Origin of the sequence: Halomonas sp. ISL-56 (assembly GCF_018612805.1) — a bacterium.
Lineage (GTDB): Bacteria > Pseudomonadota > Gammaproteobacteria > Pseudomonadales > Halomonadaceae > Vreelandella.
Map to the genome: position 1 here is coordinate 19,410 of NZ_JAGGRO010000023.1, position 10,998 is coordinate 30,407.

10 protein-coding genes are annotated in these 10,998 nt (G+C 51.7%); 7 read left to right on the forward strand and 3 right to left on the reverse strand.

Features of this window, described 5'->3' with window-relative positions; all coding sequences use genetic code 11:
- Positions 1 to 8: 8 nt before the first annotated feature.
- Genes waaA through J7J49_RS19280 form a run of 3 tightly spaced genes read right to left on the reverse strand, consistent with a single transcriptional unit; the run spans position 9 to position 3,829 of the window.
- Entirely contained in the window at positions 9 to 1,301 is a 1,293-nt protein-coding gene (gene waaA / locus J7J49_RS19270; RefSeq protein WP_215094974.1) for a lipid IV(A) 3-deoxy-D-manno-octulosonic acid transferase, read from the reverse strand.
- 10 nt (positions 1,302 to 1,311) lie between these two features.
- Positions 1,312 to 2,742, reverse strand: coding sequence for a bifunctional D-glycero-beta-D-manno-heptose-7-phosphate kinase/D-glycero-beta-D-manno-heptose 1-phosphate adenylyltransferase HldE (gene hldE / locus J7J49_RS19275; protein ID WP_215094976.1), 1,431 nt, complete (start codon positions 2,740 to 2,742; stop codon positions 1,312 to 1,314).
- Complete coding sequence (locus J7J49_RS19280; protein ID WP_215094978.1) at positions 2,732 to 3,829, reverse strand: glycosyltransferase family 9 protein; 1,098 nt, start codon at positions 3,827 to 3,829, stop codon at positions 2,732 to 2,734. Before J7J49_RS19280 ends, hldE begins: the two co-directional genes overlap by 11 nt.
- Here J7J49_RS19280 and J7J49_RS19285 point away from each other — a divergent pair.
- The 7 genes from J7J49_RS19285 to J7J49_RS19315 all read left to right on the forward strand — a co-directional run bounded on the left by J7J49_RS19285 (position 3,828) and on the right by J7J49_RS19315 (position 10,934).
- Positions 3,828 to 4,547, forward strand: a complete 720-nt coding sequence (locus J7J49_RS19285; protein WP_064232436.1) for a 3-deoxy-D-manno-octulosonic acid kinase — start codon at positions 3,828 to 3,830, stop codon at positions 4,545 to 4,547. The genes J7J49_RS19280 and J7J49_RS19285 overlap by 2 nt on opposite strands.
- A gap of 103 nt (positions 4,548 to 4,650) precedes the next feature.
- Positions 4,651 to 6,024, forward strand: a complete 1,374-nt coding sequence (locus J7J49_RS19290) for an O-antigen ligase family protein (protein WP_215094979.1) — start codon at positions 4,651 to 4,653, stop codon at positions 6,022 to 6,024.
- On the forward strand, positions 6,021 to 6,965 hold the full coding sequence (locus J7J49_RS19295; protein ID WP_215094981.1) for a glycosyltransferase family 8 protein: 945 nt from the start codon (positions 6,021 to 6,023) through the stop codon (positions 6,963 to 6,965). The genes J7J49_RS19290 and J7J49_RS19295 overlap by 4 nt, the downstream gene beginning before the upstream one ends.
- Positions 6,962 to 8,113 (forward strand): glycosyltransferase, encoded by a 1,152-nt coding sequence (locus tag J7J49_RS19300; protein ID WP_215094983.1) that lies wholly within the window; start codon positions 6,962 to 6,964, stop codon positions 8,111 to 8,113. Before J7J49_RS19295 ends, J7J49_RS19300 begins: the two co-directional genes overlap by 4 nt.
- Complete coding sequence (locus tag J7J49_RS19305; RefSeq protein WP_251048409.1) at positions 8,113 to 8,895, forward strand: glycosyltransferase family 2 protein; 783 nt, start codon at positions 8,113 to 8,115, stop codon at positions 8,893 to 8,895. The genes J7J49_RS19300 and J7J49_RS19305 overlap by 1 nt, the downstream gene beginning before the upstream one ends.
- A 3-nt stretch (positions 8,896 to 8,898) precedes the next feature.
- The gene (locus J7J49_RS19310; RefSeq protein ID WP_251048410.1) at positions 8,899 to 9,936 is read left to right on the forward strand and encodes a glycosyltransferase family 4 protein; all 1,038 of its coding nucleotides are present in this window, start codon (positions 8,899 to 8,901) and stop codon (positions 9,934 to 9,936) included.
- Between the two features lie 5 nt (positions 9,937 to 9,941).
- On the forward strand, positions 9,942 to 10,934 hold the full coding sequence (locus J7J49_RS19315) for a glycosyl transferase family 90 (RefSeq protein ID WP_251048411.1): 993 nt from the start codon (positions 9,942 to 9,944) through the stop codon (positions 10,932 to 10,934).
- Positions 10,935 to 10,998: the final 64 nt, after the last annotated feature.

Sequence of the window (10,998 nt, forward strand, 5' to 3'; positions counted from 1 at the left end):
CTGCTGCGTTACTGGGGCAGCAGCGCCTCCAGCCCAGCCAGGGTACGGGCCAGAGCGCCTTTGTGTGCCTCAATCGCTGCAAGCCCTGCAAGCCCGGCCTGCTGGGCAAGCTCAGGGGCAGCAAAGTAGCCCGCCACCGCCTCTGCCAAGCCGTCAGGGGTGTCGACCAAGGTGAGCGCCCCTGCTGCTTGCAGCGGTTCAGCCACATCGGCAAAATTTTCAATCGAAGCACCACTAAGCACCGGGCGGCCCAAAGCCGCTGGTTCAAGCACGTTGTGCCCGCCCAGCGGCACTAGACTGCCCCCGACAAAGGCCACACTGCCCGCTGTGTAAAGCATCGCCAGTTCACCCAGCGTATCCCCCAGGTAAACCTGGGTTTGCTTTGCGACGAGTTGCTGCTGGCTGCGGCGACTTAACGTCCAACCCTCTGCTTGGCAAAGCTTAGCCACTTCATCAAAACGCTGTGGGTGACGGGGTACCAGCACGAGCAACGCATCAGGATAGCCCTGCAGCAGTTGCTTATGAGCCTTGAGCAGTAGCGCTTCTTCGCCTTCTCGCGTGGAGCCCGCTACCCACACTGGACGCTCGCCCCATCCTCGAAGTAAGTGCTCACCCTCTTTTATCGCTTTTACTTGACTGACTAGTTCAAATTTTAACGAGCCGACTATGTGAGTGATAGCCGAACTGCAGCCTAGGGCATTAAAGCGTTTGGCGTCTGCCGGTGATTTTGCCGCTAGCCAGCTAATCTCGGCGAGCGTGCTGGCAATTAATGGGTGCAGCCGTTGGTAGCGCTTAAAGGCTCGGGGTGATAAGCGCCCATTGACCACCGCCACGGGTACCCTTTGCTGGCGACAGGCGTGGATCAGGTTAGGCCACAGCTCAGTTTCAAACAGAAGGGCAAGCTCGGGTTTAACTCGGCGCACAAAGCGTTTAGCCGCACCAGGAAAGTCCAACGGCAAGAAACGATGGGCCAGCCTGGCTTGATCGGCTAGCGGCTGCTCGCACATCAGCGCTTGGGACTGCTGGGCACCGGTGGCGGTCATGGTGGTGAGCAGAAGGCTATGGGTTGGATAGCGCGCTAATAGCTGCTCAATCAGCGGCCGTGCTGCGCGCACTTCACCCACCGAGGCGCAGTGCAGCCAAATACGCGGCGCGGGAGGAAGCGTCTCAAGGCGTAACCCCAGCCGCTGAAAGCGTGAGTAAGTGGGCACTTGCTCACGCCAGATGCGCCAGCCAATAAGCGGTGAGAGTGCATACAGCGCCGCTGAGTAGGCAAGCCGAGGCCAAGTAGGTGAAGTCATCAGAGGTTTCTTAGCGCTCGCGATCAATAATGGAGCTAATCATCGCCGAGGTAGACACACCGTCCTCAAAGCCCAGCACTTTCACCTCGCCACCATTGGCAATCACCGCCGCCCCCCCGGCGATATCTTCTGGCCGATAGTCGCCGCCTTTGACTAAAATATCCGGCAATACCGCTTCGATTAGCGTCTGGGGAGTATCATCGCTAAACGGCACGACCCAATCGACGGCGCCTAATCCTGCCAATACCTGCATACGCCGATGTAAGGGGTTAATCGGACGCTTTGGCCCTTTTAGGCGACCAATGGAGGCATCGTCGTTAACCGCGACGATTAAACGGTCTCCCAAGCGTTTGGCCTGCTCCAGATAAGCGACATGGCCTGCGTGCAGGATATCGAAGCAGCCATTAGTCATGACCACTCGCTCACCCCGCAACTGGGCAGCCCTTACAGCCTCTGTCAACAGGCCTGCCTCAATGACACCGAACTCGGCCAGTTTATCGCCGTGTAGCGCGGTATAGAGCTCAGCGATTGAGAGCGTCGCCGTACCCGGTTTGGCGACTACCAATCCGGCCCCCAAGTTAGCCAGCATCATCGCTTCGGGAAAGGCGTGGCCCGCTGCCAGCGCAAGCCCCATCAAACCAATAACGGTATCCCCCGCCCCTGTGACATCGAAGACTTCCTGAGCGCGGGTAGGTAAATGCAGCGGCACGTGGCCTTCGCGGATCAGCGTCATGCCCTTTTCGCTGCGGGTAATCAGTAGCGCTTCTAGCTCAAGCTCAGCGCGCAGTGCTTCACCACGACTCGATAGCTCGGCATCTGTCGCACAGTGGCCTACCACCGCTTCAAACTCGGTGAGATTGGGGGTGATTAAACTTGCCCCACGGTACTTGCTGAAATCCTGGCCTTTCGGATCGATCAGCACCCGCTTGCCCTGAGCCCTTGCGTTGGCAATCAGGTTTTCCACCTGATTCAAGGTGCCTTTGCCATAGTCGGAAAGAATCACGACGTCGCAGCCGGCTAGCGCCTGTTCTACATGCCTCACTAGCTGGCTGGTATCGACACTGTCCAATCGCTGCTCGAAATCCAGACGTAGCAGCTGTTGGTTACGGCTCATTACACGCAGCTTAGTGATCGTGGGTATCTCAGTGCTACGCTGAAAGTAAGTACTTACACCTGAGGCATTCAAACTGGCTTGTAGAATTTGCGCATTGTCGTCGTCTCCAATCACGCCCGCCAGTACTGCATGGCCGCCTAAGGAAGTAATGTTCAATGCCACGTTGGCCGCCCCGCCTGGGCGATCTTCGACATCTTCCACCCGCACCACCGGCACCGGCGCTTCGGGGGAAATACGCGAGGTACCGCCATGCCAGTAGCGATCTAGCATCACATCGCCGACCACTAGCACTCGGGCATGCTCTAAGGCGGTTAAATCAATCTTCATCGTTGCTCCCTGCGCTGGCGGCGGAGACAGTATGCGCCAGCAGAGTGTCCAGTTTGGCGATAACGTCGTCTGCTTTAATCAGCATCATGGCACTGGGGTGACGCACCCGCTGGCCCCAACTCACCTCGTCTACCGACTTATGCAGATAGGTACGCACCGCTTCGGGGTATGCGTTAACCGCAAAATCACGCCACAAATAGGGCGCGGCACGCTGGGGATTGGTGGACGCATAAAGCCCCAGAGCGGGCGTTCCCATCGCATTGGCCATATGGATAGGGCCGGTATCCGGCGCTATCACCGCTTGGGCTTGATCGATCAGCGCTAAAACCCCTTTTAGCGAGGTGCCGCCAATGGCGTTAATCACGCTCCCCGGCTGGCAAAGCGCTTCAATTTGATCGCCAATTTCCCGCTCCAAGGCACTGCCACCGCCAGTCAACACGCTTTTAAGGCCGTGCTGTACCCAGGCGTGCTCAATCACGCTCGCGTAGCCCTCTACCGACCAGTTGCGAAAATTACGCAGGCGTACGTTGCTGCATGGATTAATGACCAGATACGGGGCGTCACCGCTGATAACCCGTGCTTCGTTACGAGCCGTGTCAGGCACCGGCAAGTCCCACGTCAAGTGATCATCCTCTACCCCAAGCACTCGGGCAAAGTCCATAAAGGACTCCAGCACATGGGCATTGGGGTGCGGCGCGAGTTGATGCTGGGTGAACCAGTGCTGAGCATCTTTAGCGCGTGCTTTGTCATAACCCACGCGCACCTTAGCCTTTAACCCTAGTGACAGCACACTGGCACGAATAGCCTGCTGCATATGCAGCAGCACATCGAAACGCGTGTCGGCAAGCTGCCGCCATAACGCGCGCATACCAGCAATACCTGTCGACTTGTCGTAAACAACGAACTCGACCCCGGAAAGCCCCGCCAGTAGACTGTGCTCCCCCTTACCGATAATCCAGGTAATGCGCGCATCGGGCCACTGGCGCTGCAACGCCCGCACTGTGGGCACGAGATTGCACACGTCTCCTAAGGCGGAGAGGCGCAAAATGGCAATATGGTTAGGCTGAACAGGCAGAGAGGGCTTCATGCGCTTAGCGGCACTCCGGCAGAAAAATTGGCTGATTTTACATGATGTAGACAGTTTATGTGACGCGCCGGGAACACACCAAATTGATCCTGACCTATTCACTAGCGATTACTGGCGTGAACGCAGATTAATTGTGGGCGAAGCGCCTGGCCGGGGCAGCAGCCTGTTTTTGCAGGCAACGCCGACCGAGCAGTGGGTGCTAAGGCCCTATCGTCGCGGCGGCATGGCGGCCAAACTTAGTGAAAAGCGCTACTTATGGACTGGCGCTGAGCGAACCCGAGCATTTCGTGAGCTGCGCTTGACCGCTGCGCTATTTGAACAAGGGCTGCCGGTGCCCCGGCCCGTAGCAAGCTGTGTTACCCGCTATGGGCTTACTTATGAAGCCGCGTTGATCACTGTACGCATTGGCGGCGCCAAAGCATTGGCCGAGCTACTAATTGACGATCTAGCCAATGAAGCACTGTTGCAGCGGGTCGGCGTTATGATCCGACGCTTTCATCAAGCTGGGCTAGACCACGTTGATCTGAACGCGCGCAATATTTTGATCGATCCCCGTGGTGCGCCTTGGTTGATTGACCTGGATCGCTGCCGCCTTCGTGAACCGGGAAAATGGCAGAAAAATAATTTAGCTCGCTTAGGACGCTCGCTTGGGAAATTTTCTGCTGCTCCGCATAGCTCAGGCGTAATGGGCAGCATTCGACAAGGTTACTTTGGCTAAACGTATCATGCCACTTACTCAAGATAGCTTTTTTGAAATACTTGTCACCTCCAACGAACATTCATTTGTTATAGATGCAGCACACAACTGAGAAATTGAGTATATGCAAAGAAAGATCCCTTCGAGCTTATGGGAAACACATTATTTAGGAAAAACGCCCCTACCTTTAATAGCGATAGGTGTATTAGCTACGTTATTCTACGTTTTTTCAAAGCCGCACTTTGGCGATTTTAGCGACTTCAACAAATTACTATTATCTCTCTCTGGCCTAATTAGTATTAAGATTTATGCCACACCTATATGGAAGCACCCAGTGTTTCATATGCTGTGGTGGGCTTTACTCTTGGCTGTGTGTCACTGGTTTTATTTAACGCTGACACTTTCACACCTAGCAGGTGATTACCCTAAGCTGGATCACATTGCCCGACTATTTGTATTTATTATTTTTGCGTGGTGGCTTGCGGGCAGTACACGAAACACGCTGATTTTCTGGAGTATTGCCAGCGCAGCCGTCATATTGGCGCCATGGATTGCTGGCGATGGCCTTGCTGATTTTCAGCGAGGCTTTCACGGCGAACGCATTGGCTTTGGCATTCGTAACGTTCAGCATTCAGCAATGTTTTTCGGCACTGTGTTGCTTGGGTTACTAATTTTCATTCCTAGGCTATTAAGAGCCCCTCTACAGCACTATGGCAAACTAATCCTCTGGGTAGTGGCTTTCCTTATCATCTTGGCCGGCGTTATCATTTCGCAAACTCGCGCTACCTGGCTCGGTGTGGCTGCAGCTATGCTAACGGTATTTTTATTATTGTTTATCGAGCACCGAAAACGTTTTTCAAACAAACAGCTACTGTTAATTTTTTTTCTATCAACGTGTCTGGCTATTCTTATCATTAGCAACAGTTCTTTAGTCATTGAAAGAGCCACTGCAGAGTTGGATACCATTCAGGCACTACTGAGAGGTGACTGGAGCTCTGTCCCCCTATCGACTAGCGAAGTACGCTCTAGTGTAGGAGAGCGCCTGTATAGCTGGCGTGCCGCGATCGATATGATTGCACAGCGCCCCTTACTTGGCTGGGGTGATCAGGGCGTTGATTATTTATTTAACAACATCCAATATAATCATGCACATTATCAAGCTTTAAACTTTGGTCACTTACATAACCTCTATCTTGAAATCACGTTACAGTATGGATTACTGGGTCTAGTCGCTTACTTCTATTTATTAATATGGTTTACAAAAAGTGCCTGGCTTGCGTGGAAGCGTGGCGATATGCCAGGTGATGTTCTGCTATTTTTCTATGCTTTTTTATGCTTTTGGAGTGTTATTAATCTTTTTGAGTCCTATTTGATATTTTGGACAGGCGTCTTTCTTTTTAATGTTGTTATGGCGGGCTGCCTCACTCATATATGGAAACCCGAATTGCGGGCTAACCGCTCAAAAGCCATTACTCATATCGAAAAGGATCTCCCATGATTACTATTGTCCTGTGCGCCGATGAAGGGTATGTCGACAAGGCAGCAGCCGTCATGGCATCCACTATTTGCCACAGCCAGACACCTGAAGCACTGCATTTCTATTTATTAGGCTACCAGTTATCTACCCATACTCATCAACGGCTGCACAACTGGTTTACGACACTGCCTGCATCGCTAACGGTCATTGAGGCGGAAAGCAGCAGCTGGCCTGAATCAGCATTGGGTCGTTTTGGCCCCGCTGCCATGTTACGCCTAGGCATGCATAATTGGTTGCCATCAAGCTGCCAGAAAGTTATTTATTTAGACTGCGACCTGGTGGTGCTAGATGATATCGCCAACGTATCGTCATTCGACATGGAGGGCGCTCCCATAGCCAGTGTGGCTAATCTACAGGGAACCGAACAGAGCCGAATGGGTCTGGGCTTTCAGGACTATTTTAATTCCGGCGTTCTTGTGGTGGATCTTGAAGGATGGAAAGCACGCAATGTGCTAGACCAAGTAGATCGAATCTTAAAGCAGCACGATTACGCCTTAAATTACCCCGACCAGGACGCTTTAAATCTTATTTTCCAAGACTGGTATCGACTACCCATGCGCTGGAATATGCAGCCATACGCTTATCCTGCAGTGGAAAAAAAAGTAGCTCACTATGCCAATTGGCAAAAGGAACTTGAACACGCAATTCGTGAACCCGCGATCGTCCATTTTATAGGCGCACGAAAACCATGGCATGCCAACAGCCGCCACCCACTTACCTATTTATATCAGCATTATCTTTCATTAACCCCTTGGCAGCCGTCCGTTAGCGTTCCCCCCCCGCCCCTGCAACAGCGATTCAAACAAATGCTGGCGTGGTTTAAGACTCAGCGGCGGCGTCAGCAGTTGCAGTGCAAGCCGGTGCTACAACTTCCCTTACACCCAAAGGACTCGACTACATGAAGGTATTGATTGTCGTGCGTACGTTAAAAATTGGTGGCATGGAACGGGTAGCAGTGAACCTTGCTGATGCTTTTGCTGAACAGGGCCATGAAAGCCATTTGATGTACTTTAAGCCGCGTCCTCCTCAGTTAGCACCGAGCAATGTGCAGGTCAATGTTCACCATTTCGCACTTTCTCGTGCCATGTGGAGATCGGGTGTGGGCGGTATTATTGAGGTGGCAGCTCGTCTGCTCAATAGCGCGTTTCGGAAAAGCTATTTTTTATTGTCCGGCTGGTGGGGCGGAAAACTTTTTCGTCGCGAAGTACGTCGCCTTGAGCGACAACACGGGCATTTTGACCGGATTATTTTCCGCGGCATTGGTACTTTTGAAACGGTATGGTCTTTCCAGGATCCTCGCGCCTGTTATGTACTAGAAAATATCGTCAAACCTACCTCAGGCCATGCTCACTGGTTAGAGCGATTAAAGGCACGCTGTCTGTTTCATAATAAACATCTAATTACTGTATCTCACGGCGTCGAACAACAGATTGCGACGGCCATGCAGACACTAGAGGTACAGCCATTATCGCTAAGAACCATCACCAATCCATGCCCTTTAGCGGCCATCCGAAAAACAATGCTTGAAGACTTCCCCGAGCGGCCCAATTCGCCCTATTTACTTAACGTAGCTCGCTTGGTACCGCAGAAGAATCATCACCTCCTGCTGCGGGCGTATGCCAAGATGCAGACAAACCTTCCCCTGGTCATTGTTGGCGAGGGGCCTCTGCGCAAAGAGTTGGAGGCACTAGCCATTGAACTCAATATTGCGGAGAACGTTACTTTTGCGGGCCGCCAATTAAACCCTTACCCTTGGATGCATCATGCGCGCCTATTCATACTGAGTTCCGCCCACGAAGGTCTTGGCATCGTACTGCTAGAAGCACTGGCCTGCCAAACCCCTATTGTCTCGGTCGATTGCCCAGGCGGGGTGCGTGATATCATGGCCGATGAGCTGGAAGCTTACCTTTGCGAGATGACGCCGGAGGCATTAGCAGCCCGTGTCGATGCCATTCTTGATGCTGACGGCTACGCTATTGATGAACGTTGGCTGGAGCGCTTCTCTCCAGCACACATTACTTCCGCCTTTTTGCAAGAGATGCCTGTTTGATGATATCGGCTAATATTATTACCTTTAACGAAGAAGCCAATATTGCGGACTGTATTGCGTCTGCTCGGCAAGTATGTGATGACATCGTCGTGGTGGATTCTGGCAGCCAGGATCGAACCACGGATATCGCGCGTGAGTTAGGCGCCAAGGTGGTGCAACAAACCTATTTAGGCGACGGCATTCAAAAAAATATCGCGCTAGCGCATGTTGCATATGACTGGGTGCTCAGCTTAGACGCCGATGAACGCCTAACGCCAGAGATGGTCGAAGCGATTAGACAGCTCGACCTTGCTGAAACTGAACATGACGCTTTTGCCTTTCGCCGTCGCAATATGATTGGCTCACGCTGGATTCGGGTCTGTGGCTGGTATCCAGATTATTGTATTCGACTCTACAACCACCACCATGCTCGCTTTGCCGACGTTAAGCAGCACGCCAGAGTTATCGCTGCCAATCCCAAGCGACTCAACGCGGATATGATCCACCACTCTTTTGAGAACCTTGGTCAGTTGTTTGCAAAGCCGGGCCGCAATTTCAGCGGCCGTGCGGCCAAGATTATGTTTCAGAAAGGCAAGCGGGCCAACGCCTTTTCACCGTTTGCACATGGGCTGAATGCCTTTATACGTAAATATATATTCCAGCGGGGTTTTATGGGCGGGGTAGATGGCATGACGGTGGCGATCAGCGCAGGGCTCAATAGCTACTTGAAGTATGCCAAACTACTCGAATATCAGCGTGATCCAAGAGTGCTTGAAGCAGAAGACTTTAATAAGGTTTGGTGATTGATGCATATTACTCATGTCAATTTGGCGCGTGGTTTTCGCGGCGGTGAGCGCCAAACTGAGTTATTAATTAAGACGTTAGCAGAGCGGTCATCAAACGAGATTACACAGACGCTGGTTTGCCGTAGCGACTCCCCCATGCGCCAACACCTGCAAGGCGTTGCGCAACTCAATTTTCAGTCAGCCAATCATCAGTTAGCGGGACATTTTCATTTCGGCAAGACTCATTTGGTACATGCCCACGATGCCAAAGGCGTTCATTGGGCCTACTTACACTACCGTTTAACAGGTACGCCCTACTTAATTACTCGCCGTGTCGATTCGCCCGTCAAACGTAAGTGGTTTAACCAGCAAAGTTACTCGCATGCATCCGCCAGGGTAGCCCTTTCCCAGGTTATAAAGCGTCTTTTGGAAGACAACCAGTGGGGCGACGTTACCTTAGTACCCAGCGCCTATGCTCGTTTGGCGCCCTCATCTGATGCGACCCAGCGTTTTCGCGACGGTTTTGCCAATAAATTTTTAGTCGGCCACGCCGGCGCCGTGGTTGATCGTCACAAAGGACAGCGAGTGCTACTGCAGGCTGCGCGGAAACTCGAGCAACAAGCGCCGGATATACAGTTTATTTTGTTGGGCGATGGCAAAGACGCAGAGGCATTAAAAAATGAGTCGTCATCGCTTAGCAATGTCTCCTGGTTGGGGTTTAAAAACAATATTGCCGATTATCTGGCGGGCCTGGACGTGTTTGCTTTTCCCTCGCGTAATGAAGGCTTGGGCTCCGTCGTGCTGGATGTCATGCAGCTCGGCGTCCCCGTCATCGCCACCGATGTGGGCGGTATACCGGATATCGTCAAGCATGAACAGACGGGGTTATTGATCCCGTCCGGCGATGCCGATGCGCTGGCTAACGGCATTCTGCGATTAAGGCAGGAAGTCCCCCTACGGCAGCGGTTGGTTAAAGGCGCAACAGAGCGTTTAGATCATTATAGTCCTCAGTCAATGGCTGCATCGTATTGGCATCTCTACCAAACAATATTGAGTTAATAGTTATGCTTGCTGCATCTGCGAAAGCGCATAAAAATCTCCATAAGCTAGGCTTTTATGCACAACATGCGGTTCATCGTCTGCTTCCCAGTGCTCTTCTGCACCGACAAAGAATCAACTTGCTGCGCTCATTCAAGGCACTGCCTGAAGACGAGCAGCGGCAAATACTGTTCAGAGTCAATTACTGTAATCAGTTAGAGGAAGACGTTGAACTGCCCGAGCAGGCAGTCAGTTTAGCTAATTTCAAACGCGAGAAAAGTGGCACTTATTACTTGGATTTACTCAGCGTGTTGCGCTATTTCCCGCCTGACCAGCGCTTCTGCCACCGTTTTGGTGATGTAACCACTGTGCCCGACGTGCCTACCTTAGTGAAAAGCCGGCCGATTAATGATTACAACCAAAACTCAATTTTACTTAAATTAAACCGTGTTCGTCACTACTACACGGTGAAGGATTCTCACCGCTATGATGACAAGCTCGACCTTGTGGTATGGCGAGGTTTTTGTCATCAAGAGCATCGGCGTCAATTCATTCGAGACTTTTATGATCACCCGCTATGCAACGTGGGCGATACGCACAAAAATGCCCACGGACAACCCTGGCATCGCCATTTTATGTCGGTGCCAGAGCAACTGAAATATAAATTCGTGCTCAGTATAGAAGGCAAAGATGTGGCCACAAATCTTAAGTGGATAATGGCCTCAAATTCACTCTGTTTTATGCGACGTCCGCGCTTTGAAACATGGTTTATGGAAGGCACGTTGTTACCCGACTATCACTATGTGCAGCTCAAGGATGATTACTCAGATCTTGAGGAGAAAGTCATCTTTTACCGAGACAATCCCGCTGAGGCCAAAAAAATTATTGCTAATGCGAACCGTTACTTTGCGCAATTTATGCATACCGATCGCGAGCGCTTGATTGGTCTTCTGGTTATGCAGAAATATTTCGAGCGCACCTATCAACTTCTCCCTTGGTACCCGCTATCATCAAAGTGATCTTTTTTCTTAGTGGTTCTTTTTAACTATTTATATTAGGTAAATATCATTATAAGTTTTCGCT

Bases quoted from the DNA above. Each gene is read 5' to 3' on its own strand.
- J7J49_RS19285 (WP_064232436.1), top strand. From the start codon at position 3,828: ATGCGCTTAGCGGCACTCCGGCAGAAAAATTGGCTGATTTTACATGAT.
- hldE (WP_215094976.1), bottom strand. From the start codon at position 2,742: ATGAAGATTGATTTAACCGCCTTAGAGCATGCCCGAGTGCTAGTGGTC.
- J7J49_RS19315 (WP_251048411.1), top strand. From the start codon at position 9,942: ATGCTTGCTGCATCTGCGAAAGCGCATAAAAATCTCCATAAGCTAGGC.
- waaA (WP_215094974.1), bottom strand. From the start codon at position 1,301: ATGACTTCACCTACTTGGCCTCGGCTTGCCTACTCAGCGGCGCTGTAT.
- J7J49_RS19310 (WP_251048410.1), top strand. From the start codon at position 8,899: ATGCATATTACTCATGTCAATTTGGCGCGTGGTTTTCGCGGCGGTGAG.
- J7J49_RS19280 (WP_215094978.1), bottom strand. From the start codon at position 3,829: ATGAAGCCCTCTCTGCCTGTTCAGCCTAACCATATTGCCATTTTGCGC.
- J7J49_RS19300 (WP_215094983.1), top strand. From the start codon at position 6,962: ATGAAGGTATTGATTGTCGTGCGTACGTTAAAAATTGGTGGCATGGAA.
- J7J49_RS19305 (WP_251048409.1), top strand. From the start codon at position 8,113: ATGATATCGGCTAATATTATTACCTTTAACGAAGAAGCCAATATTGCG.
- J7J49_RS19295 (WP_215094981.1), top strand. From the start codon at position 6,021: ATGATTACTATTGTCCTGTGCGCCGATGAAGGGTATGTCGACAAGGCA.
- J7J49_RS19290 (WP_215094979.1), top strand. From the start codon at position 4,651: ATGCAAAGAAAGATCCCTTCGAGCTTATGGGAAACACATTATTTAGGA.